This is a genomic window from Aureimonas sp. ME7, assembly GCF_903970965.1.
GTDB lineage: Bacteria > Pseudomonadota > Alphaproteobacteria > Rhizobiales > Rhizobiaceae > Aureimonas.
On record NZ_CAJCKW010000001.1, the window covers coordinates 718,107 to 740,802 of the forward strand.

Below are 22,696 nucleotides of genomic sequence, written 5' to 3' on the forward strand. Positions count from 1 at the left end.
CTGAGGACGCTGGCAGTGACGCTCCGCAGTCCCTCGGGTACGTAGGGGGTTGCCGTAACTCGACCTTCGTGAGTCTTGACGCGATGACGACCGATCTTGACCTAGCAAGGATCCATGCCGAAAACGGGGACCGCAGGGAGGGTTTCGAAGAGTTCTCAGCCCAAATCTTCCACCGACATGCGGTGCCAACGGGTTCCCGCTACGAACGGTATTCCGGAGTAGGGGGCGACGGCGGCGTGGAGGCGATCTGGCGGCTTCCGACTGGCAAGGTCATAGGCCTCCAGTCGAAGTTCTTCCTTCCTCTGAAAAGCGGTCACCTGGCCCAGTTGGAAAAGTCGCTCGACACCGCGCTCGACAACCATCCGGACCTCGAGACCTACGTCGTCACCCTGCCGTTCGATCCGACGCCTACGATCAAGGCCAGGAAAGGGGAGGGGCAGTCCGAAAAACTCGAGACGTGGCGGAAGTCCCTCATAGCCAGAGCCAGCGCGCGCGGCGTGAAGGTCGAAATCGAGTGGTGGTTCGCGAGTGAACTGAAGTCTCGCCTTCTCGGCATGGACAACCCTCAAGGTCGGATCCTCTACTGGTTCGGAACCGCTCACCTGAGCAAGGCGGCTCTTTCCGCCGCCGCGCGCGTATCAGAGGGGGTTGCCGGTCCGCGGTATTCGCCGAAACTCAAGTTGGGCACCGACGCCGGAGACACCTTGAAGGCGTTCGGTCTCGATCGCGACTGGACGGCGACCACGGCAGGTTGGACGGCAAGGTTGCAGTCGACGGTCGGCGTCTGGACGGACAGGCCCCCTCGTTCGCATCCGGCTCCCGCCGCCCTGATCCGGGCAGCCATGGAAGAGGCTGCGACCAGGTTTGCGGCAGTGGAGGACTTGAGCTTCGCGGAACCCGACCGCGTCGCGTTGCTGGCACTTGCCGAGCGGACGCTTCCCGTTGCCCGATCCTTGGAGGCAGCACTCAAGGAGGAGTTCGACAGGACACATGGGCCGGGGAACGATACGGCCGGCTGGCGACAGTTTCAGGCCGCATACCAGGTGCGTTTCCCCGCTGCCGACCTCGACCACGCACGAGAGGCGTGTGCGCTGCTCGACGACATCGTCGCCTTTGCGGAAAGCTCGATGGCGAGGGCGGCCGGCGCAAACATTCTGTTGATGCGGGGTCCAGCTGGCATCGGCAAGACGCACACGACCATCGACGCGGTGAAGGAGTGGGCGTCGGCTGGACGCGCCGCGCTGGCGTTACTCGGCCAGGAGATCGGGCTGGGCCAGGAACCTTGGGCCGTGATCGCAGATCGACTGGGTATCGGGGCCGCGACGACCAAGGCCGAGGTCATCGGCGCGTTGTCGGCATGTGCCGAAGGGACCGGCTCACCCTTCGTGATCATGATCGACGCGGTCAACGAGACGCCCGAACGGAAACGCTGGCAACACTGGCTGCCCCAACTCAAGGTCGATCTCGCGGAAACGCCCATAAAGCTGCTTCTCACGTGCCGGGACATCTTCGTCGACGAAGCCCTTGGGGCAGCCGGCCTTGACCTCGTTTCCTTCACCCATGCGGGCTTCGCGGGACGGGAGTACGGCGCGGCCTATGCGTTCGCGGCCTTCTACAAGGTCGGCCCCCCGGCCGAAGTGGTTGCCCAACCGGAGTTCGGCAATCCGCTTTTCCTGCATCTTGTCTGTCGCGCCGCGGTCAGCATGAACTGGGAGAGGGTTCCCGGGGGACGGGTCGGCTTGACCAAGCTGATCACGGCGATCCTGGAGGGCGCCAACGGCAGGGCAGCCGCATTGCTCGACTACGACGCACGCTTCGAGAACCCCGTACACGACGGCGCCTTGGCGCTCGCTCACGTCATGGGTCAGGAAAGCACTCGCGTCCTCCCGATCGCACGGGCCCAAGAGATACTGAAGGGCGTTTGGCCCTCGGCCGCGGCGTCGCGTTCGCTCTTGCGCGCGATGGAGGAGGCCGACCTCGTCGCGCTCTCGCTCGAACGTGGCGAACACGTGCTTCGGTTCGCGTTTGAGCGACTGGGCGACGTCCTGATCGCGCAAGCAAGCATCGATGGCCAGGACCGGGCGACCGTCGAGGCACGATTCCTCTCCGGGGATCTGAGCCCGCTCTTTGCGACGTCCGGCAAGCTCGCCGAGCATGCGGGCCTCGTCCAGGCATACTCGATAGTTCTCCCGGAGACCTTCGGCGTAGAGATTGCCGATCTTTTCGTTGCGTCGCCGGTCGATCGCGAGCTGACGTCCCTGGCGCTCGGAGTCCTGGCATGGCGAGACATCGACAGCTTCGGCGACACGACCTGGGTTTTGCGTCTCGGCTCGTTTGCCGATCTGGTCGAGACACTCGAACTCGTCCTGGCCGTCGCTGCCGTCCCGGACCACCCGTTGAACGCCGACTGGCTCGACGCGCAGTTGCGGGAATACCTGCCGATCGTCCGCGATGCGCTATGGACTTTGACCTTGAAGAAGGCTCGGGACCGCGGCGGGCCCGGCCACCAACTGGTCCGCATCGCACGGACGCAGGACCTCGAGGACATGTCGCAGGAATCGGCCGCGCTTCTGGGCGTCTTCCTGGCATGGTCCACGGCAAGCGCGGACCTCCTCATCCGGGACGAGGCCTCGCATGCGCTGACGCGGCTGATGTCGGCGCAGGCCGTCGCCGCCCCGCTCCTTGATCGCTTCCTCGGCTACGACGACGATTTCATACGCGAACGATTGCTGAACAGCGTCTACGGGGTCGGACTTCTACGGAATGACGCGGCTTACTGGGGGGTGGTCGCCGACATCGTGTTCGACCGCCTCTTCTCGTTGAGCAGGCCGCCCGAGAACGTGACGCTTCGGGATTTGGGAAGGCTCATTGTCAAGGAGGGCCTCGCGGCCGGCACGATGTCGAGAGCGTTCGCTCCGGGCGTCGTCGACCCTCCCTACGCAAGCCCCTGGCCGCTGCGGCTGAAATTCTCCGATTGGAACGCGCTGATGGCGGCGCATCCCGATCTTCCTTTGAACCTTCAGCTTGGGGCGCGCCAGGCACCCGACTTCGCCCGCTACCGGGTCCAACGTGGCGCTGAGGCGTTCGACCTTGCCGCTGTCGGGCTGACCGTTGCGAACTTGAACCAATGGATCGTCGAGCAGATTCTCGCGATTGGCTACGACGGATCGCTCAAGCAAGCCTTGGGCTACGATGGGGAGCTCGTTCGGCAGCACGGACAGGAGCGCGGCGTGCCGAACAGGCACCGGCGTGTCAGCAAGAAGTACGAGTGGATCTTCCTGGCGCGCCTCCTTGGGTGGCTGCACGACAATGTCCCCCGAACGACCTCTTCATGGGACGCGCCCTCCGCCCCGACCGACCTCCAAGCCGTCGAACTCAGGACGCTTGACCCAACCGACCTGCCGCAGGACGGCAGCGCTCCCATGTCGCACGAGGTGGTCGGCGGGTTCTTCGACTATGGTTCTCCGGGGAGCGGGGCATCAGATCCGAAGGGGTGGGTCGCGGGCCTTTCCGACAGCGACGACGTCGGGTTGATCGGGGAAGACTGGGTGCTGCTGGCCGGACAATCCAGAAAGCGGCACAGCCATCGGAAGACCGACCCGTCGCTGACCGAACGTCGTTTCGTGCGGGCCATGCTGGTTCCGGAACGCAGGATGACGGAGCTGAGAAAGGCGTATTCCCGATCCATTCCGATGCTGGACATCCCCGTCATGCACAAGCTGTACAAGGGGGAGTTTTCGGAGAGCGCAGCCTTCAGGGACCACGGTGGACAATGGCCGCTCGACTCTGGAGAGGCCGGCAGTTCCGCGTCGGTCATAGTCGACCGGTTCGACGGTCCGGAGATTCCGACGAGGCCGCTCTGGGCACCCGCGCCGGGGTTGGTCGCTTCCTGCGGTGCGCGGTGGGACGGCGCCCGCACCTGGATAGACGGCCGCTCCACGCCGATCGCTCATCACATGGGAGACGACGAGGACATCGCTCTCGTCTTCGACAGGTCGCGTCTCGTAGATTACCTGACCGCGACGAAGACCACGCTTGTCTGGATCGTATCGGAGAACCGACAGGCCTCGCTTGCGTCTGGCCTGTTGAGCACGGGCGACAGGCACGGGGCCTGGTCCTGGAAGGGGCGGAGACTGTCCAAGGTCGCGGAAGAGGCGGAGGTTCGTCATCTGGACGAGGAAGATGGCGCGTCATGACCAAGAAGACCGACGCGCGTTTCGGATCCGGGCGTCACATCGGTTATGCAAGCGAAAGATTTGATGGCGGCAGGAAAAGACTCGCCTGCTTGGGCTTTGGACGGCTGGGAACACGGCGTCGACCAGCTCCGCGACGTCGTTGACGGCATCCTCGTGAACCGAGGCGGCGTAGCCTCGGACGGGCTCCATCACCTTCAATGATGATGTATGGGGGGTCAGACGCTCCAATCTGCCGAGCCAGCGATGACCGAACTCCACGGAAAGACGCCCGACGCTTTCGAGGCGCAACCCGCACTGTCCATCGCGGACTTGTTGATGGGCGGAATGGTCCGATGCGACCAAATGGGCATGTATGCCGGTCTCGGTCACATGCTGCGCGTGCATGGTCACAGTTTCAAGCCGCCGCAACCTGGTGACGAAGAGGAGGGCCACCGCTTCGGCACGTTCTGCCACTTGCGATCGCGCTACCTCGAAGCCCGTGACACCGAGCTTCGCTTCGGCAAGGGCGCCTTGTTGAACCTCGACCATCCGGATGTCGCCACCCTGGTGCGGAACCATCAGCTCCTGTCCGATAGGGAGATCGAGGCCGCGAAGACGTTCAGCGAAGCGAACCCAGTGTTCTACGCAAGCTGGCGCGCCGAGGCAGCGACAATGCCCTCCGCGTCCGGGAAGGGGCCGGCGATCTGGGTGCCGCTCGGGTCGTAGAGATACAAGCCCGCGTCCTTCAGGGGCAGGCTGACCTCCATCACCACATACCCGTCCAGCAACCGGGCTTCAGGATCCGCGCCCAGCGCTTCAAGGAAGGGACGCATCCTCTTGGGCAGCGCATCGCTGCGGTAGCCATGCGACTCCCGACGCTTGCGCGCCAATTCGTGCAAGCGCTCGTAGCCCTCCAGGCCGACGTCGGCGAACAACGCGGACCCGAAGTCATCCGTGCCGAAGACGACAGCTTGGCTGCCAAGGATTCGAAGTCCGACCTTCATCTCGATCCTGCCGTTGCGTTCGCGCGGCTGTACCCCGGTCTGCGAGCGGTTTGCAACCCGAGCCCGGGGTGGTCGCGGCGGGAGGCAGCCCCTCTTCCGCTCCATCGAGGCAAGCCGCTTGCGGATTGCCTCGATCTGCGGAACCCTCGTTCGAAGTCGCTTCCCTCACGTTGGACTTCGCCCACCGAGTGGTCGATCCAGCCGAGGTCGGTGATTGACGGAGCGACACGGAAGGAGCGAGCGCTGATGCAGACCACCCCCCGTGAGCTTCTCCATCCACAGGACGCAAGCATCGAGCGGATCGCCGCTTCCGGCGACGTCGGCGCGCTGGCCGCCGCCCTGCAACTCCTAAAGCAGGCAACCCGCGCACAACATGCGGAAAGCATGGCAGTTAGATACGCCGACCGGCTGAGGTACGCCGTATCCGACGACTGGAGCCACTACTTCTCCGATGTTGCGCCGGAGTTCGACACGCGCTGGGTGTTCGACAGGCATGAGTGGCGCGTGGCGGTGCTGCACGTAAAGCGCAGGTCCGATGTCGATTGGTTCCTTGCTCTCCCGGACGAGACCGAAGACGTCACCGAGAGCCTGGTGGACGCGAACGCCGGCGCCCTCGATCACGCTATGGACGAGTTCGGCGTCTACGAGGCGAACGCCCTGCCGAACTGGGTAAGCGAGGCGATCAAGGTCGAGCGTCGCGCGCTCGTCGAGGCTGCCGAGTGAGGACGGGCAGATCTCAGCCCGTCGTCCGGGACGGTTAGCGTCGATGAGCGACCGCTTAAGATGACCGACAAGGCCAAGCACGACTCGATCAACGGCTCGCGCCGTCGGGTCGGCTGAGGCCGCGTAATCGAAAGCCCCCGGATGGCGGCGGTTTCATTCGGCCATTGGCTGCGCGCCTGGGACTCAAGCCTCCACGGGTGGGCGCGAACCCTCCGTTGTGCCGCCCTGTATCCGCGAAAATCTCGATGCGACCTGCTTCACCTTCCGTTGGTCCCTCGGATCGCAGGCCCGCCTTCCGGCTAGCCCGTGCCAGGCCCTGAGAGAGCGGACCGTACGGAGCCAAGTCTGGGAACGACAGTCAAACTGCTTGGCTGCGCGACAGAGAGCGCTCCCTGTTTCGACATATCGTTGCGATCAGGTCAGGGTGACCCTTGCCGTTTCGGAGAGCATGCTCGCAAACCGCTCCACCTCGTCGCGACGGCGCTCGATGATGAGCTTCGCCTCCCTCAGGCAACGCGAGAGGACGAGTTCGATCCGTTCGCCGACAATCGGATCGCCCCCCGCGCGGGATGCCGCCTCCGTCGCCGTGGCCGTCGGAACGGAGTGCAGCCGTTCACCGAACCCCATCGCGAACTCCGACTGGGCGACTAGTTGCGTCGCGCGCACGAGGTCGGCGTCGGCGGTGCCACCGGATCCCACGCCCCGCGAGCCGAGGATCGTTTCCTCGGCGGCGAGGCCGGCGAGGAGAACCACCACGTTCGCCTCGAAGCTCTCGCGCGTCGCGTCGAACCCCTCGACGATCCGGAACTCCGTCCGGTGCTCGTTGCCGTGACGCATCCGCCGCCGAACTGTCGCTCCTACGGGGACGATGCCCGCCAGGGTGGCGAGTTCCATCCCGACGACGACGTGCCCCGCCTCGTGGAGGCACAGGCGACGGAACGCCTCCGTGGATAGGTGGACGCCCCTTGGAACGGCCGCCCAAAGGTCCGCCTCCGACAACGGCCGCCGTTCCCGCCTGGCGGCGGCGCGAGCCTCGCGAACGAGCTGCGCCAGCGCCGCTCCCGATACCTCGCCCACCTCATCGGCCAGCATCGTGAGGTCGGCCTTGGGCAGTTCGCCGCGCAGGTGATGCTTGAGGATGCCGACCCTTCCGCCGATGTCGGGAAGGCGAATCTCGATGTGGCGCCCGAGACGGCCGGGCCGGAGCACGGCCGGGTCGATGACGGCGGGCTTGTTGGTCGCGCCGATCACGACGACGCCATCGCGTTGGGCCGCGCCGTCCAAACATTCCAACAGCCCGTTGACGACTTGCCTCTGATAGGAAGCGTGGTCGCCGAGCGGCTCGTCCCTCGAGCCGACGGAGTCGAGCTCGTCGACGAACAGGACACAGGGCGCTGTCTTCCCGGCCTCGGCGAAGGCGGCCCGCATGGCCTTCAGCAAGTCTCCCAAATGACCGCGGGACTGCCAAGCGGCGACGGAATGCGAGTGCAGGGGCACCCCGCAGGATCCGGCCAGCGCCTTCGCGAAGAGCGTCTTGCCCGTCCCCGGTGGGCCATGGAGTAGCATGCCGTTCTCGATGTCCGACCACGGCAGCGAGCCCGCGCGGTACTCGACAAGGTCTGCGGCCAGCGCCAGCCCCCACCGCTGGGCCTCGCCCATCCCGGGTAGGTCCTCCAGGCGCTCGGGGACAACATTCTTGCTCGCTCCGATGGACAGGGTCGCAGGCTTCTCGGCGTTCGACACCGCCAGCTTGGCGGGACCGCGTCTGCGACCGTCCTCGGGAGGATGCCTTCTCAGCCGTCCGGCGATCCGCCACATGCGGTCCGCCGTCGTGCCGGGACGGATGGCGAGGTTCAGGTATGAGATCGGCAGTCGCTCGAGCCAGGACACGAGCCTGTCGTCCGGATGGAAGCCCGCGAGGTCCCTGACGACGGCGGCGATGGCCTCGCGGCGACCGGCGACGCGGAGCACGGCGTCGGCCACCGTCGCGACGACGCCCGGCACCTCCGTCCGCCGATGGCACAGCACGACCATCGGGCGCGTCGAAACGCTCACGTCGACGAGCAGGCGCTCGACGTATCCAGTCCGCTGGTTGGACGGGTCGGTCCAGTCCCGCCCGGAGGCGTTGATCTGGACGACGGACTTCCCGGTGCAACCGACGAGGTCGCTAACCGCGTCGCAGAGGACAGGGCCGTCGATGGGCTTGATGCCGTGGATCACGGCGAGGCTCGCCTCTCCGCCGAGGAGCCGATCACAACCACCGTCCCCAAGCGTCTGGTGGAGGAGGGCATCGGCGACCCGCGCCGACGGCGTCAGCCGTCCGGCCAGCGACGTCGGCATGTCGGAGAAGTCGAGACGGTCACGCATGGCCGCCCCCGATCTCGGGAGCGCCCAGGAGCCAGAATCGGTTCTCGGACCGCACGTAGCCGGCGTCGAGCGCGACGACGCGGAGCGGCGAGGTGATGGCGTCGCGCCCGTCGCGGACGACAGGGTGACCGGCGGGTCGGCCGCGCAGGCACGGGACCATGCGCAGCGCCGACGACCAGCCGGTCAGGACAGGCGCACCCGCCAACATGGCGCCGGACGGAGCGCGATGGTCGCGCAGGTAACGGAGATCGCGCAGGAGGGCGGCCGTGCTGTCGATCTCGCGGTCGAGCTCGCTCGTCCCTGAATGCGAGGTTAGGAAGATAGGCATGGTGGTGGCCTTCGCATGGCCGCGTTCGAGCGGCACGGTACTGACGGAAAGGGTGGTGTCAGTCGGGGCGGCGTATCACCCTGCTGCGGGATCCGAGGGGTGTGTCCAGGTCGAGGTCGACGACACGGGCAAGCGCCAGCGACGCGACCGCCGCGATGGGCCGGGTCGTGTTCCTGAAGATCGCGAGGCAATCGCCGAGCGTGACGCTTCCCTCCTCGTCGAGGGCCGCCAGCAGGCGGACGCGGTCGTCGATCGACACCCGCCACCGGGCGTAGGGGAGGATGAGCTTGGCGTTCTCGAGACGGATGGGGTCGATGTCGTCCTGCGTGACGACGCGGACACGCCCCGTGCCGCAGGCCGGCTGCCTATCCCGCGTGTCGCCGCCAGCGTCCGGATGCTCGGACGCCAGAAGGTGCTCCGTTTCCGTCGCCCTATGGACGTCGAAAACGACCCCGGGGCGATCGGAGACGCCCGTCGAGGCCTGACGGCACGACCACCGATCGACGTCCTCGTCCACGTCTAGGAGACGGGCGAGGTCGACGGCCAGCGGGGTGGGCAGGACGGCCTCGCCGACGCACCGGAGCGGCCGATAGGCTGCCGCGGTTCCCGTACGGGAACGCCCAATGGCGGACGCGGCGGGCAGGGAAAAGACCGATGACATGCGCATGCCTCCTGGCGGACGCACCACGGTGCCGTCCGCAAACCTCAAAAAGGTCTTGGGTGGTCAGCGTATGAAGGAGCGGCGGATCGGGACGCAGCCGGAAGCGAGGCTCATGGGCCTCGTCGTCGCCGGGTTAAGGGTGCGCCTCTCGATCATGCCGTCAGCCTAGGATGGTGGCCGGCGGCGAGTCAACACGGCGTGGTCGGTGGCGGACTAGATAACCTCCGGCCTGGCAACCCGTGTTCGACCGACGGCTCGACTTGCCGATGCTGCCCACATACGCCCCTGCGATCAGCCCTCGGGGGAGGGGCCGGTTTCGCCCAACTTCATGACGGCGTCCCGGACCGTCGGCGCCTCGACATCGGGGCAGTCGACCATCACCGTTCTCGCCATCCCGGGCAGCGGCCAGGCGTCCGCATTCCGTCGCGCGTGCTTTCTCTTCCGTGCGCGTTCGTGCGTGGCAACAGCCGCCGGCCGTGCCGTCGAGAGCCGATCGGGCAAAACCTCTAGCCCGAGGATGGTCTTGGTGATGGGGCACACGTCGACGCGCATCGTCGCGCGTTCGACGGCCCGCCCGCTGCGGTCTTCGACCACGAACATTCCGATTTCGGTCCGGTGAAGAGCGCCCCGCCCTTCGGTGCGAGGAAGGTCGAGGCGGACAGAGGTCCTGAGGATGGAATGCATCGTCGTGTCCTTCGGGAGTGGCGCGTGTGGCCGTGTTCGGGAGGTGGCGGACGGTCGGCGGATCCTTCGAGATCGCCGACGCGCCGGGGGCGGGATGCCTCGGCTCAGGCTCCGCGGGGATCCGGTCGCCAGACCAGCAGTCCGGTGACCGGATCTCGGTCGAGCTTGCACCGGAAAGCCATCAGGATGCCCGTCAGCATCGAACGGGCGAAGAAGGTGTCGCCGCCCTGCCAAGGTACCCAGAGGCCGAGCCTGTCGGCGATCCGGAGGACAATGCCCGGCACCGCGCTTGCCGATCCGTCGTCGGGGGAACGGGGCGGAAGTCCCGCCGCCACCGTCGCCTCGGCGGCCGAGGCGACGCGCAGGAGAGGCCAGCCGCACGTCGACTCCCTGATCTCCCGCTCCGTCCAGATCTCGAACGCGGCGCCCCTTGCCGCGCACTCCAGCTCAATCCTCGGACGCCTGCCGGAGAGTTCGGGATCGCGCAGAAGCAGCGCGTGCGGCCGGACGGAACGGTAGACCTTGGACCCGTCGGTCATGACGGCTAGGAGGTCGGGAGTGTACCTGCGGCGGCGTCCGTCCGTGCCGTCCCGCCAGACGAAGGTCTCCGGCTGCGCGCGTATCGAGGCGACGAACGGATCGGCGGCCATCTGGGCGAGGAGATCCGCCCCGAGAAGGCTTTCGAACGGCACGAGACCACCTCCCTTCGGGGTGGGAATGAAGCCGCACCGGGGACGGTCCCTTCGGCGGTCGACGGACGCATGGTTGGTTGTCCTGACGGATGGGCGGGGCATGACCTTATGCATGTGCGTTCCTTTCGCGGTGACAAAGGGGGAATGGTTGATGCGGACGCGCGGGATCGTTGCCCCGTCGGAGGCGGGACGCAGACGCGTTTCGACGTTGGGTAAATCCCTAGAGCGGAGTCGCTGGGGGCGGGTGCCTGCCACTGGCCGGAGGTGGCAGCACCTCGACGCTCAAGGTGTCCCCCCTCGCGACGACCCTGGCCCTGAGCCAATTCCAGATAGTGGGGGCGCAGGTGCACCGTCTGCTCGCCGCGCCTTTACGGCCGCGCGCCGCATGTCGGTCCGCGCGGCCGGGAACCGGGGACGAAGCGGTGGCCTTCGGTTCGCCCTTCTCCATGATGCGTTCTCCTGTTGGAAATGCGGGGACGTTCTGGTCAGGCGGCCTCGGGCCAGCCGCGGGCGATGGCAACCTCAGCGGGCGCGGATATTTCCCGTCCGCCCTCGGACGGGTACGCATCGACGCTCGTTAGTGGGCCACCGCAGGCTGTAGGCCTGCCTGCGGCCGTGCCCGACCCCCTCGACGACAAGTTCCGCAATCCGTGCGGCCAATGCGTGCACACGGGGGCCGGGGCGGCCCGTCTCGAGTGGAGCTTGCTCGGCGTCGTCAAGCTCGGGAAGCGTCAGGGTCGGCACGGGCGCATGCGTCGTCCAGCCCATATACGGATCGGCAGGTGCGTGATCCTGCAACCTCACGTGGAACGCGACACGTCCGGGCAGGTGGAAGCCGGGCATCGGGCTGCGCAACGCGACGACCTCAAAGGCGTCCTCGGCCCATTGGCTCAAGGGGTCTCCGGCCTCGAGAGGGCGGTCGAGCTTAAGGCACAGCTTCCTCAACGTCGGGGCCGCGAAAGGACCGGCGTCGACGCCGCCCCAGGATTCAGGCATGCTGACATGGTAGGGAATCCCCCAGCGGCCCGGCGGAGAGCGGAACGTCCGCAACCCGTAGGCTTCGAGTCCATGGACGGCCAGTCGGTACGCGAGGTCGGCGCCCGGTGAGCCGGGAGGCGAGATGAAGGCTATCAAGGGCATGTTTGCGACGGATCCTACGAGGAACAAGAAGACCGACGACCCACCGCGCGGCGTCTGCCGCACGGCGCATTCTCATGTGGATTGGATGCTGCCCGATGTTGACTAAGTCAGACATCAAGTCCGACTCAGAGTCAACTGTGATTCTACGACAGGTTGTCCCGGAGGAGGGCGACGACGCGTCGGCGGCCATCGACGGGATCGCTTGTCGGGGCGCCAGGGCCATGCTTGGCGTCAGCCAGGCGGAGCTCTGCGAGCGCGCAGGATGCTCGCGAAGCTCCTTGAACGACTTCGAGAACGGCCTGCGCGTGCCACGCGCGGCGGGAGCCCGGCGGATCGCGGAGGCGCTCGTCGCGTTGGGAGCCGTCTTCATTCCGCACGACGGCAGGTTTGCCGTCGCGGTGCGTCCCGACTCCCACCGCGAGCGGACCGCGCGAGCGAGGTCCTTCGCGGGCAGGGACGGCGGAGGGGCGAAATGACCGGCGATGACGCCACGCGGTGGCCGTCCCCCAGTTCGCCGATGCCCCGCATAGCCTGCAAGCCGGACCGGGTGGACGCGGGAGCGTCAAGGATTCGTTAACCATGTCCGCAGGTTGCTTGCGTCCGGCCGTTGACCCGGCGGCCGGCCGATGGTTGCCTTGCGTCGCTGGAAGGCGCACCGCCATTTGCCCGGTGCCAGGAGCGTCCGTTCCCGCATGAGGCGTTGACGACCCCAGCTCCCGACGGTCCCGGCGTCGTGCGTGAGGGGGCGGCTCACCGCCTCACGGCATAGCCCTCGCCCCTTACGTTCTCCAGACCGTCGTCCGCCGCCAGGATCTTGCTGATCTTCTTGGACGCGTTGCGTTCGGGCAGCCCGATCCCGGCTTGGCTGACGGCCTCGAAGATCTTCGCGCGGTTGAGCGGACGGCCCGCCGCGCCGATCGCTTCCCTGGCGACGCGGCGTACGCCCGCGGCGAAGCTCTCGCTGTCCTGTCTCGGCTTGTGGGGACGGTCGGCCCCGGTCACGGGGGCTTTCCCCGCTGCCGGGGCGGGGGGGCGTTCCCTGGCCGGGTCAATGGTCGGATCCTCGGCCTCGGGCGCGGCTGCCCGAGCGTCGCGCCCATTGCCGGAGATGGCGGCAAGGTGGCGTTCCGCGGCGAGGAGCCCGTCGAGTTCGCGTTGCGCCGCATCCAAACGCCGCCGCGCTGCCGCGATCTCGGCACGCACGTCGGCGAGCAACTGCCCGTAGGCTCCCGTCCGGTCGTTCAGCAAGGCGTCCCCCGTGCCCAACGCGGGCCGGGGGATCAGGCCACCGACGGGACCCTGCGTCAATCCCCCGGCCCGCTGCTTCCAAAGGAATCGCACGCCGGGTCCTTGACTGCCGTCGGACCCCTTCCACCTGGGGTCTTGGGAATCCAGACTCCCATGGAGGACATCATGGACGAATTCTTGGGTGAGTTCCTTTCGAGGGAGCTGGCCGCGCTGCCGGAAACGATGCGGAGGCGGCCCGAGGCCGTCGCGCCGCGGGAACCCGACAGGTTCTGGGAGGCCGCCCCCGGCGTTCCCTGCGTGGTCGAATGGGTGAGGCCGGAACTCGCGCGCGAGTTCCCCGGCGTGCCGACGCGGGTGCCGGGGCGCTCGTCCCGGTCCTGGACGCGCGGCTGGCAGACGAGGACGTTCCTCCAGAAGACGGGACGCGTCGCTCGCGGCGCCTCCCGCTGGGAAAGCCGTCACGCTCTGGACGTCGACTTCGACGTCGAAGCCGCCGCGATGTGCGAGCAGCCGATGGCCATCCGGATGCCCGACGGCAGCCGCCACCTGCCGGACGCGTTCGTTTGGATGCGTCGCGGGCCTCATGAGATCCGTGAGGTGAAGCCGGAAAGCGACGCGGTGGAGCAGGAAGGACGCTGGAGCGCCATCGGCGGTAGCGTCGCCGCGCTCGGCTACGGTTACCGCGTCGTCACGGACACCCGGCTCGCGTATCCCCCGCGCGTCGCCAACATCGACGCATTCATGTCCCACCGCCACGCGGAGGTGCCCGGCGACTGGGTGCTGAACGAGATGTGGCGGGCGCTCGCGTCGGGCCCGATGACGGTGGGCGCCTTCCGTGCCCGGTTCCCCGAACTCGCTACAAAGCAGCTTCACGCGCTCGTGCGGCTCGTCTTCATCGGCGTGACGGATCTCGACCGCCCCTTCGACGACGACTCGACGATCGTGCGCCAGCGCCGCGACATACGCAGGGTCGGGGCAGCCTTCCGGAGCGACTGCCGTCCTGCGGGTCCCGAGGGGGAGGGAGGCATGGGCGCCGAACGTTTCGTCGTCGGGCAGCCGCTTCTCGTGAACGGCGTGCCCGTCGTACTCCGGCGCGGGGCGGGCAACGATGCCACGAAGTGGGAAGTGCGGGACCGAAACGGGGACCGTGTCCGGTTGCTCTCGGGCCGCGACCTTTCCGAGGCATGGGAACGGGGCGAGCTCCTCTACGACCGCAACGGCGGAACACCCGTTCGCGGGGGGGAGGAAACACGATGAGGAGAATCCAATTCAAGTCAGGTCAGCGCCTCCTGTTTCACGGCGTGCCAATAACGCTCAAGCGCAGGCTGGACCGAGATCCGGAGGAATGGGAGGTCGAGAACCGCAACAGGCGCGAGATCGAGGTCCGCTCCCGGCGGGTCCTCGACATCGCCCTCCACCAGGGCGAATTGCTCGACGACAGCGAGCTCCCGCCGTCCAAGAAGAAGTACCGGGGGACGCGTGCCATATCGGATCTGTCGCCGCGGATCCAGCGTCAGGTGCGCTACGAGAAGATGGTCATCCGGCTCGTCGCGGAACGCACGGGCGAGGGGTTCAAGACGTCGAAGGACGCCGACACGGGCGAGATGAGGCTGGCCGCCGTCCTAAAGGAGGTGGCGGCCGAGGCGGGGATGATCTGCTTCGGCAAGGAGAAGAAGCTCGGCAAGTCGCAATACTACGAATACTGCAACAAGCACGCCGAAGCGATAGACGCCGACGACTACGCTGGCGGATACAGCAAGCGCGGACGGCGGGACCAGATGGGCCCCGGCGTCAGGACCCTCGTGGTCAGGACGATCGAGGAGACCGTCGAGGAGTTCAAGAACAAGCCGAAGGGGCGGGGGCATCAGTTGCTGACCCGCCGCATACTCGACGACCGGATCGTCACGGCGGTGGAGGAGGAGAGGAGGCACAACCCCGGCGTCACGCTCCGGGTGCCGAGCGATGCGACCGTTTACCGGATCGTGAGGGACGAGATTAACCAGCACGACTGGGACCTCGCCACGAAGGGGCGGACGCTCACCGACGCGGCCTACCGCAGGCCGGGCCGCCTCCCGAAGGTCCTGACGCATCCGCTGCAATGGTGCCACTTCGACGAGACGCCGTGTCCCATCTACCTGTACGACAGGTTTTCAAAGCTTCCCCTTGGACGACCGTACCTTGCTTGGATCGTCGACCTCTTCTCGGGCGGGATCGTCGGCTTTTATCTGGGTTTCACGCCGCCGGGCGACCTCGTCATCGCGCAGACGCTAAAACATGCCTGTCTGCCCAAGGCGTACATGGCCGATCTCTATCCAGGGATCGACACGCCTCTTCTGCTGGCCGGCATTCCAAAACTCATCACCTTCGACAACTCGTTGCAGGCACACGGCAACAGCATCCAGCAGATCTGCGGCGACTTGGACATCTTGTATGATTTTACCAAGCCCCGCGCACCATGGATGAAATCACTCGTGGAGCGGATGTTCAAGATGCTCGAGGAGGAGTTGCTTCGACACCAGCCGGGATATGTCTTCCCCGCGGCGTGGAAGATACCGAAGAAAGATTACGATCCCCAGACGACGGCGATGATGGACTTCAATGACTTCCTTTGCATCCTGCACAAGTGGATCGGAAGGCGCGTTAACGGCCTCTCCCGCCAGAGCAAGCCCAGCCCGAACGCGAAGTGGATCGAGGGTTGCGCGATCGCCGAACCCGAGTTCGTCGCGAATACCGCTGACTTGGAGGCGCTCTTCGGGATCGTCCGCGAGGGCAGGCGCCTCGACGAGAGCGGCGTGCAGTACGAGGGCCTCGCATATTACTCGGACGAAGTCGACCTCGAGCGGCATCTGCATGGCGCGAGGCAGAAGGTCGCCATCAAGGCGAACCCTTTGAGCATCCGCCGCATTCATGTTCGCGGACGCGACAAAAGCTGGATCCCGGTCAAGACTGACGCGCATCCGGAGTGGCCGCGCCTCGACCTGCACGTTCTCAAGCTCCTGAACAAGCAGTCGCGCATGCGGTACGGCGTCGAGACGATGGAGACGCGGGTGCATTCCTTCCGCGCCATCCAACAGGACATGGCCATCGGCTACGACGACGGGATGTCGGCCGCCAACTCGGCACGGGCCGCCAGGGCGCTCGGCATCGGTACGCCGCTGCTCTTCCACGGCATCGGCCACGACGGCGCGATCCCGCCCGCGCCGTCCAGCCCGGTCCGGCTCCCCGCCCCGGCTCCGACGCCGCGACTCGCGGCGCCCCCTGCTTCCCTGGATGCGCACGTTACCGCCCTCCCGACGCCGCGTCGGGCGATCCCCACCTTTAAGACGGACAGCTCCCTGTGATGCCCAAACCATCGCCGAAAATTGACCTCGCCGCGATCCCGAGGAACCGGATCCGCGCCGTCGTGGCGCGGCGCCCCGCCCGACCGGCGCCAAGGTCCCGCGACGCCTACTGGACGTCGCGGGACGCCCTCCGAAGGCTTTACGTCGCCCATACCCTCTTCGACGGGGTCCTCACGCGCGTCGTCGACCGCATCGAGGAGAACGAGGGTTACGGGCAGGGGTTGCCGGGCATGCTGGTCTGCGGCCAGCCCGGCGCCGGAAAGTCCACGATGGTCAAGAAGCTCCGGGAGCGATTCCTTCGTGTCGAAGACGGCGTCGAACTCAAGCTCGACGACGGGACCGCGGCGGTCTGCGACCACGTTCCGGTTGTGTTCGTCGAGTGTCCGACCAAGCCGACCGAGCTTTCGGTCCTCACGACGATACTGAAGAGCCTCGGCGATCCACTTTGGAAAAACCGCAAGCGCGACGATGCGCTGGACGCCGTCAAAACCTTCCTGCACTACGCGGGAACGCTGGCGATCGTCGTGGACGAGGCGCAAAGACCCACCGACCGAAAGGGGAAGCTGACCCAAGGCGACATCGCAACCCTGTTCCAGACGCTCCACGACGAGGGCATCGTGGTGCTCCTTTTCGGCCTCGGCCGCGCACAGGCACTGATGGTCGAGGACTCGCAGGTCGAAAGGCGGTGGAGCGCTCCGATACGCCTGGCGGAGTACGCTTGGGGTGACGTTGCCCTTTCCGGCGACGACGCTCCGGAGTCCAGGGCAACCTTCATGGGGCTCCTGGACGCCATGGCCGGCGCGGTGACGCTCGAATGGGAAGACGGCATCGACTTTCAATCGGAGGAGGTCGCCTTCCTGTTCTACTACGCGTCCCGCGGGGTGCCCGGCCTCTTGAAGAAGCTGCTGCTCGGCACGGTCGACATCGCGAAGGGCGACCGGGACCAAGTCATAACGCGATCGACGTTGGCAAGGGCGTTCGATGCCGAGTTCCTGCGCCGCAAGCCGGGTACCGCCCTTCAGAACCCCTTCGCCGCAAGCTTCCGGGTCGCGCAGCCGCCGGCGCTGCCGGACGACAACGAAGTGCTCTACAAGGCCCCGTCGCCAACCAAGAAGCAGAGGCAGGCGTCGCTGACAGAAAGCCTGACAGTGTCATGAGGCTATTCGTCCGACCTGCCCCCGTCGCGGGGGAGACGCTTGACCTTCTCCTCGTCCGGACCTGCGAGGCGAACCGCGCGGGTTCGCCCGTACGCCTCGTCCGAGCGCTCGGGCTTGCACCCGACTGCCGGACACGGCGAAGGAACCTGGCGGCGCTCGCCGACGCTCTCGGCTGCCCCCAGGGCCCAGCGTCTGTTGAGCGTTGCGCACGCTGGCTCGACCCTGCCAGCGGCCTCGTCACGGTCGGCGACCTTGCGTTGCCCTCCGCTGTGCTGGGGCCCTCCCTCGGTCGCGTCTGCCCGCGTTGCGTCGCGGAGGGAACCGTCTTCGACCGCGCTTGGGAAATGAAGGGGGTCGTGGCCTGCGTGCGTCACGCCACCTGGCTGGCGGACGCCTGTAATGGATGCGGACACGCCGTCGGCCGGAACCGGGCACGCGTCGGTGCATGCCGTTGCGGGCGCTCTTTTGCCGAGGGCGCTTGCCCAGCACCGGAGGCTGCGGTGTCGATGGTGCGCAGCGTTCTGGAAGGCCACGCGCTCGGGACCCATCCTCTTCCCGTCGGCGAGGCCGCGAGGCTGGTCTGGTTTGCGGGGGTGCGCTCGCACGGTGCCCTGCGCAGGGGCGCCACGATCGACAGGCCGGGCATCAGGGACACGTGGGACCTGCTCGAACCCGTCGCCGGGATCCTCGACGAATGGCCACTCCGGTTCGTCGAATGGGTCGTGGCAAGGGGTAGGAACGGCGCGCGGGGCGGCAGCCTCTACGAACACCACCCGCTTGCGCTGGACGTATTGCGCGAGTTCGGCGGAAGCTGTCCGGCGATCCCCGGCGCCCTTGCCGACGCGTTCGCCGCCGACGCCTCGGCGCCGCCGATCCGGACGAACTCGCGCTTCTACAGGGAGGGCGCCGCGACGCTCGACTCCTCCGGGGCGGCGAGGATACTCGGCGTCGCTCCGCCGACCGTCGCGCGAAGGATCGGCGACGGGACGCTGCCGGGCCGGGTAGCCGGAGCGGGAAGGCGCAGGGCGGTCGCCGTCAGCCGCGAGCATGCAGTCCTCGCCTCGCGGGCCGCCGTCCCGCCCGACAATGTCGCCTCCGGGTTCGGCCTGTCGCGCGCACAGATGGCAGGCCTGCGAACGGAATCCGGCTCCTCGCCCAAGTCGAAGGACGACATGGAGCGGCTGGTCCGGCAACTGGACGGACGCGCCGGGAGCGGACCGCCGCCGAAGGACGCCATCGCGCTCGCCAACGTCTCCTCCTTGCGGGGGCCCACCCTCCTCACCGCGGTCGGCCTCGTGATGGAGGGCAGGCTGCGGTGCTGGTCGTCGGCCGCGCACAAACCCGCGTTCCGACGCCTCCTCGTTTCCCGATCCCAGCTCCTTCGGGAAGCGGGTGGCGGGTTGAGCGTCAGGGAAGTGGCCGGGTGCCTCCGCGTGCCGACCCGCCTTGTCCCCTTGCTCGTCGGGGCGGGCTGCCTCGAGGCTTCGGGACCGCCCGGCCGCCGCCCGATCACCCGCCTAGCCGTTGCGAGATGCGCGGAGCGGTATGCCACCGCGGGCGAGATTGCTGCGTCGGCGCGCACGAATACGCGGACGCTGCTCGCCCGGCTCGAGGAGGCGAAGGTCGAGCCCGTCATCCCCTCCGACCCAGCGTCCGGCATTTCCTCCGTGTGGCGGCGGGACGAGATCGAGGCCGTAGCTGGCAGACTTCGGCCGCGACGCCGGAGGTCCCGGTGACCGCCCCGAAAGGTCCGGACATCGCCTACGATCTGATCGAAGAAGCAAGCTCGCCAGGCCGTCAACCGATGATGCCTGCCGGACACCAAGGGCGACCTCGGCTTACCCGCCGACGGATCCGGCATGCGGCCGCCGTCGCTCCGTCGATCGCAAGCGACCGACGACATTTCCCTCCTCAAACATGAAGGTCTTCTCATGCGTTTTCACGTCACCTCCAAGGAAGGTCCCGCGCGTCGGGCCAAGCAGCTCCACAAGTTTCTCGTCGCGGCTGGATACGAATCGAGACTAACCCGATGTCAAAGGCTGGTCGCGATGATGATGGGCTACCGCGACTGGACCGACATGCACGCCTATATGGGGCTGGCGGATCCCTCTCTCGGAGACGCGTTCGTAAGCGAGCGTGAGTGTGAGACTCGCCGCGAGAGGCACGTTGCCGTCTTGGTGGAAGCCGGGATTGAGGTCGGCGACGCGGAAGCAGCCGTTGATGCCGTCGGCCCGACCAATTACGGCGAGGCACGCGAACGGGATGACGACGACGCGGACGCGGACTTCGTGGCGGAATGGGGCCTGCGGCCGACATCGCGTCGCTGACCCGAGCGATCACGCGGAACCGACGGGGTTCCCCCGCGGGACCCGCGTGGCTCCGCCACCGGGGAAATCGAACTCTCGAGGGGCTTCCCTTTGGGGCTCCAGTCCTATTGCACCGTCCTTACCCTGCCCTAGTTCCCGCGCCAAGGAGCCAGTGGGAGGGAGCCGATGCGACGAATGCTTCTCGAAGGGAGCCTGTTCGCCAGGTTCGATCCTCCCCCCGGCCGGAACTTCATGGGTTACTTGATAGCGCTGGCTGCGGCGAACCGGGTGTCTCCCCAGCAGTTGCTTTACAAGGCGAGCAAGGCGCTCGAACTTCCGGGTCCTCAGCTCGGGCAGGCCCTCAGCCGCCTCACGGGCTCCAGGGTCGAGGTTCTCGAGCCCCTTCTTTGCGTGGGAGCCAGGCGCGGCCGATGGAGCCTCGTTCCCGGCCACCAGGTCAAGCGGTCACTCGGGGCTGCGGGGATAAGGGTGTGCCCGGAGTGCGCCTCGACCGAATTCTCTCCTGAGGCGGCCGTTAGCCTCTCCCTCTACGTAGGGTGCTCACGGCACCGCACCGCCCTGGTCTCGAGGTGCGGGGATTGCGGGCGGCGCCTCCTGTTCGCCCGCCCGAGCTGGCGCAGGTGCGTGTGCGGTGCGGACCTCGCGGGACTGGCTGCCGAATCCCTCGACGCCGACGTCGCGAAGCTGATGACGTGGATTCGCGAAGCTTGCGTGCCGGGGCACGGTGCCCGGTCCCGTGCCGCGAGTCCCGGCGAGTTGGCGTTGCCCGAACTCCTCCGCCTGATCCTTCTGGTCGGCGGATCGGACGACGACCGATGGAGGGGAAACTCCGCGACGGTGGGGCCGAACCGTCCGGAGCTTGTGGTGGCCCGTGCCGCACCGCTCCTCGCCGACTGGCCAAGGTCCTTCGCAGCCTTCGTCAGGGCGCTCGTCGTCGACGGTGCGCACAGCGAGGGGAGCGAGGGCTTTGGACGGCGCCTCATGAAGTCGATCAACGTCATCGACGCGAGTCGGCCATCGCCGATGGAGGGAATGGTACTGGACGCCGTCCTGGATGCGGTGAACGGGGAGCGGTATTCACGGCTCGATCCCCGCGTCGTTCATGCCGCGCCTTCGTCGTCGACTCGCTTCGTTCCGGCATACGAGGCTGCCCGAATCCTTGGCGTCGCCGATAACGCGCTCGTTCGCGCTTCCCGGTTCTACGCCGTTCCGACTCAACCCGTCACCCGTGGGACCAGGAACGTGGAGGCGTACAACGTTGCCGCCTTGCGCGTGGCAGCGGAACGAAGGAGGGCTGATCTCGAAAGGCTGCCCTTCTTCGCTCCGGCCCCGGCCATGGCGAGGACATTGGGCGTCGGTCGTGCGTCGGTCGCTGAACTCGCCGAACTCGGCTGCCTCGAAACGCTGCGTCTGCCCGAGTGCGTTCTCTACTCCCTGGCCGATGGGCGGAGCTTGATCGAGGGTTTCGAGGCTAGGTCGGTGGGGAACCAGACCTCTGTGGGAGACCTTCGGATCGCCGTCTGCGCAACGCGCTGGCGTCACCTTACGGTAGGGCGGATCGTGCGGGCGGTGATCGACGGCAAGGTGCCCGTCTCCAAGCCCTTGGTACCTGTCGGCATGCATCGTGGTAGGGACGTGCCCAAGGGCCTCAACGAGTTCGCCCTGGACGCCGTTGCGGTGAGGGCACTCGCGCGACTGTCTTGCCCCTACCTTCTCCCGAAGGATGTCGCCGAGGAACTGGGCGTGCCGTATGAGCTCGTCGGCGCGATGGTCGAGCAGGGCTACCTTGACGCGGGGCCGACGAAGCCGTTCGGTAGGAAGGTCATGAATACGGTGACCGTCGCATCCGCGGACGCGTTCGCCCGGAAATTCACCCACACGCTGGAAGTACGTGCCTCACTCGACGGAGAGGGAAGGGTGGGGAAGATGCTGCGTGCGCTTGGCGTCCCCGAGGCGGGCCGGCTTTCCAAGTTGGTCGCGGTCTACGAGCGCACGGCGGTCGCTCGGGTCCTCGGATGGGACGCATCTGCTACGGGTTGAGGGGGCCGGCTTGGTGACGGGCAAGCTGCATGTTGCGGTTCTCCGAAAAGCAGTTTCCGGTCTTATGCGAGAAAAAGGCCCCAGTTTCCGATCTTCGGTGATCAGATTTCCGGAATCCCAGTGACAGGAAATCTGCTATCCCGTTGATTCAGCTGTATCGGGTTTCCGGCTTTTTGTGAGAATCCGCATTAGAGCCTGTTTTGTTGTTGCGCACTTCGCCAAATGCCGTCACCGGCACATCAAATATTGTCACCATGCTTCCACCAATTGAAGTCACGGTCGCAGACCTGATCTGTCCTGTGCCTATGCCCATGTAGACCCCCGGTTAGCCCATATACATCGGTCCGATGCCCATATGCGCCGAAGCGGCGTCGGACCAAGCAACCGCGATCGTGATGTTGGTCGGTAGTTGCCGACGCAACCACCGAGTTGGCTTCTAGGTCGATGGTTCTCTTCGAGCCGCAGCATGGTCGGGGTTGCGTCAACTACCAGCAGGTTTCCTCAACGCATCGCCGCCCGACCGGAACGTACGGCAACCAAGCGAGACCGGTTCACATGCTGCATCCGAGGGATCGCATCGTCGGCTACGTCCTGGCAGCGATCGAACTGCTTGACCGGGACCCGTTGAACTGGTCTGCCCCCTGAAAAGTGGCCCTCCTTGAAGTAGGCTTTTGAGCCTTTGGAGGATGCCCAGATGGGACAGAAGAAGCACAAGCCCGAAGAGATCGTCGCCAAGCTTCGGCAGGTGGACGTGTTGCGCTCGCAGGGCCGCCCGGTGGCGGAGGCGATCCGCACGATCAGCGTGACGG

At 66.8% G+C, this 22,696-nt stretch carries 18 protein-coding genes and 1 pseudogene; 11 read left to right on the forward strand and 8 right to left on the reverse strand.

The window, feature by feature from the left end; all coding sequences use genetic code 11:
• Positions 1 to 83: 83 nt before the first annotated feature.
• On the forward strand, positions 84 to 4,196 hold the full coding sequence (locus tag H7A85_RS03280; RefSeq protein WP_182084430.1) for a hypothetical protein: 4,113 nt from the start codon (positions 84 to 86) through the stop codon (positions 4,194 to 4,196).
• Positions 4,197 to 4,439: 243 nt separating this feature from the next.
• Positions 4,440 to 4,901 (forward strand): hypothetical protein, encoded by a 462-nt coding sequence (locus H7A85_RS03285; RefSeq protein ID WP_182084431.1) that lies wholly within the window; start codon positions 4,440 to 4,442, stop codon positions 4,899 to 4,901.
• Here the strand turns inward: H7A85_RS03285 and H7A85_RS03290 are convergent.
• Positions 4,817 to 5,179 carry a hypothetical protein gene (locus tag H7A85_RS03290; RefSeq protein WP_182084432.1) on the reverse strand — a complete coding sequence of 121 codons (363 nt, stop codon included), beginning with the start codon at positions 5,177 to 5,179 and terminating at the stop codon, positions 4,817 to 4,819. The two genes, H7A85_RS03285 and H7A85_RS03290, sit on opposite strands and share 85 nt — an antisense overlap.
• Positions 5,180 to 5,425: 246 nt before the next feature.
• Between H7A85_RS03290 and H7A85_RS03295 the strand changes: the two genes are divergently transcribed.
• Entirely contained in the window at positions 5,426 to 5,902 is a 477-nt protein-coding gene (locus H7A85_RS03295; RefSeq protein WP_182084433.1) for a hypothetical protein, read from the forward strand.
• Positions 5,903 to 6,316: 414 nt separating this feature from the next.
• On the opposite strand, the gene H7A85_RS03300 is transcribed toward H7A85_RS03295, so the two are convergent.
• The 6 genes from H7A85_RS03300 to H7A85_RS03325 form a co-directional block, all read right to left on the reverse strand.
• The gene (locus H7A85_RS03300; protein ID WP_182084434.1) at positions 6,317 to 8,269 is read right to left on the reverse strand and encodes an AAA family ATPase; all 1,953 of its coding nucleotides are present in this window, start codon (positions 8,267 to 8,269) and stop codon (positions 6,317 to 6,319) included.
• Positions 8,262 to 8,597 carry a hypothetical protein gene (locus tag H7A85_RS03305; RefSeq protein WP_182084435.1) on the reverse strand — a complete coding sequence of 112 codons (336 nt, stop codon included), beginning with the start codon at positions 8,595 to 8,597 and terminating at the stop codon, positions 8,262 to 8,264. Before H7A85_RS03305 ends, H7A85_RS03300 begins: the two co-directional genes overlap by 8 nt.
• A 58-nt stretch (positions 8,598 to 8,655) precedes the next feature.
• Entirely contained in the window at positions 8,656 to 9,258 is a 603-nt protein-coding gene (locus tag H7A85_RS03310) for a hypothetical protein (RefSeq protein ID WP_182084436.1), read from the reverse strand.
• A gap of 291 nt (positions 9,259 to 9,549) precedes the next feature.
• Positions 9,550 to 9,942: a hypothetical protein gene (locus H7A85_RS03315; RefSeq protein WP_182084437.1), complete on the reverse strand. Its 393-nt coding sequence runs from the start codon at positions 9,940 to 9,942 to the stop codon at positions 9,550 to 9,552.
• Positions 9,943 to 10,046: 104 nt separating this feature from the next.
• Entirely contained in the window at positions 10,047 to 10,634 is a 588-nt protein-coding gene (locus tag H7A85_RS03320) for a TnsA endonuclease N-terminal domain-containing protein (protein ID WP_182084438.1), read from the reverse strand.
• 522 nt (positions 10,635 to 11,156) lie between these two features.
• Entirely contained in the window at positions 11,157 to 11,528 is a 372-nt protein-coding gene (locus tag H7A85_RS03325) for a hypothetical protein (protein WP_182084439.1), read from the reverse strand.
• Positions 11,529 to 11,995: 467 nt separating this feature from the next.
• Here H7A85_RS03325 and H7A85_RS03330 point away from each other — a divergent pair, with 467 nt between their 5' ends.
• Positions 11,996 to 12,250: a helix-turn-helix transcriptional regulator gene (locus H7A85_RS03330; RefSeq protein WP_182084505.1), complete on the forward strand. Its 255-nt coding sequence runs from the start codon at positions 11,996 to 11,998 to the stop codon at positions 12,248 to 12,250.
• A 274-nt stretch (positions 12,251 to 12,524) separates the two neighbouring features.
• Here the strand turns inward: H7A85_RS03330 and H7A85_RS03335 are convergent, their stop codons facing one another.
• A complete protein-coding gene (locus tag H7A85_RS03335) occupies positions 12,525 to 13,022 on the reverse strand; it encodes a hypothetical protein (RefSeq protein ID WP_182084440.1) in 498 nt (165 codons plus the stop codon).
• A 165-nt stretch (positions 13,023 to 13,187) separates the two neighbouring features.
• On the opposite strand from H7A85_RS03335, the gene H7A85_RS03340 reads away from it, so the two are divergent.
• The 7 genes and pseudogenes from H7A85_RS03340 to H7A85_RS03370 all read left to right on the forward strand — a co-directional run.
• A complete protein-coding gene (locus H7A85_RS03340) occupies positions 13,188 to 14,279 on the forward strand; it encodes a hypothetical protein (RefSeq protein WP_182084441.1) in 1,092 nt (363 codons plus the stop codon).
• Positions 14,276 to 16,363: a DDE-type integrase/transposase/recombinase gene (locus H7A85_RS03345; RefSeq protein ID WP_182084442.1), complete on the forward strand. Its 2,088-nt coding sequence runs from the start codon at positions 14,276 to 14,278 to the stop codon at positions 16,361 to 16,363. Before H7A85_RS03340 ends, H7A85_RS03345 begins: the two co-directional genes overlap by 4 nt.
• The gene (locus H7A85_RS03350; RefSeq protein WP_182084443.1) at positions 16,363 to 17,520 is read left to right on the forward strand and encodes an ATP-binding protein; all 1,158 of its coding nucleotides are present in this window, start codon (positions 16,363 to 16,365) and stop codon (positions 17,518 to 17,520) included. Before H7A85_RS03345 ends, H7A85_RS03350 begins: the two co-directional genes overlap by 1 nt.
• Positions 17,521 to 18,020: 500 nt before the next feature.
• Positions 18,021 to 19,256 carry a hypothetical protein gene (locus tag H7A85_RS03355; protein ID WP_244630897.1) on the forward strand — a complete coding sequence of 412 codons (1,236 nt, stop codon included), beginning with the start codon at positions 18,021 to 18,023 and terminating at the stop codon, positions 19,254 to 19,256.
• A gap of 195 nt (positions 19,257 to 19,451) precedes the next feature.
• Positions 19,452 to 19,847, forward strand: coding sequence for a hypothetical protein (locus tag H7A85_RS03360; RefSeq protein WP_182084445.1), 396 nt, complete (start codon positions 19,452 to 19,454; stop codon positions 19,845 to 19,847).
• 165 nt (positions 19,848 to 20,012) lie between these two features.
• Positions 20,013 to 21,887 (forward strand): TniQ family protein, encoded by a 1,875-nt coding sequence (locus H7A85_RS03365; RefSeq protein WP_182084446.1) that lies wholly within the window; start codon positions 20,013 to 20,015, stop codon positions 21,885 to 21,887.
• Positions 21,888 to 22,581: 694 nt separating this feature from the next.
• A pseudogene (locus H7A85_RS03370) lies at positions 22,582 to 22,696 on the forward strand (IS3 family transposase); the annotation flags it as partial.

What these genes read in the sequence shown, in the direction of transcription:
- H7A85_RS03350 (WP_182084443.1), top strand. Translation starts at nt 16,363, where the DNA reads ATGCCCAAACCATCGCCGAAAATTGACCTCGCCGCGATCCCGAGGAAC.
- H7A85_RS03305 (WP_182084435.1), bottom strand. Translation starts at nt 8,597, where the DNA reads ATGCCTATCTTCCTAACCTCGCATTCAGGGACGAGCGAGCTCGACCGC.
- H7A85_RS03315 (WP_182084437.1), bottom strand. Translation starts at nt 9,942, where the DNA reads ATGCATTCCATCCTCAGGACCTCTGTCCGCCTCGACCTTCCTCGCACC.
- H7A85_RS03295 (WP_182084433.1), top strand. Translation starts at nt 5,426, where the DNA reads ATGCAGACCACCCCCCGTGAGCTTCTCCATCCACAGGACGCAAGCATC.
- H7A85_RS03285 (WP_182084431.1), top strand. Translation starts at nt 4,440, where the DNA reads ATGACCGAACTCCACGGAAAGACGCCCGACGCTTTCGAGGCGCAACCC.
- H7A85_RS03360 (WP_182084445.1), top strand. Translation starts at nt 19,452, where the DNA reads ATGCGTTTTCACGTCACCTCCAAGGAAGGTCCCGCGCGTCGGGCCAAG.
- H7A85_RS03365 (WP_182084446.1), top strand. Translation starts at nt 20,013, where the DNA reads ATGCGACGAATGCTTCTCGAAGGGAGCCTGTTCGCCAGGTTCGATCCT.
- H7A85_RS03300 (WP_182084434.1), bottom strand. Translation starts at nt 8,269, where the DNA reads ATGCGTGACCGTCTCGACTTCTCCGACATGCCGACGTCGCTGGCCGGA.
- H7A85_RS03280 (WP_182084430.1), top strand. Translation starts at nt 84, where the DNA reads ATGACGACCGATCTTGACCTAGCAAGGATCCATGCCGAAAACGGGGAC.
- H7A85_RS03340 (WP_182084441.1), top strand. Translation starts at nt 13,188, where the DNA reads ATGGACGAATTCTTGGGTGAGTTCCTTTCGAGGGAGCTGGCCGCGCTG.
- H7A85_RS03290 (WP_182084432.1), bottom strand. Translation starts at nt 5,179, where the DNA reads ATGAAGGTCGGACTTCGAATCCTTGGCAGCCAAGCTGTCGTCTTCGGC.
- H7A85_RS03310 (WP_182084436.1), bottom strand. Translation starts at nt 9,258, where the DNA reads ATGTCATCGGTCTTTTCCCTGCCCGCCGCGTCCGCCATTGGGCGTTCC.
- H7A85_RS03330 (WP_182084505.1), top strand. Translation starts at nt 11,996, where the DNA reads ATGCTTGGCGTCAGCCAGGCGGAGCTCTGCGAGCGCGCAGGATGCTCG.
- H7A85_RS03345 (WP_182084442.1), top strand. Translation starts at nt 14,276, where the DNA reads ATGAGGAGAATCCAATTCAAGTCAGGTCAGCGCCTCCTGTTTCACGGC.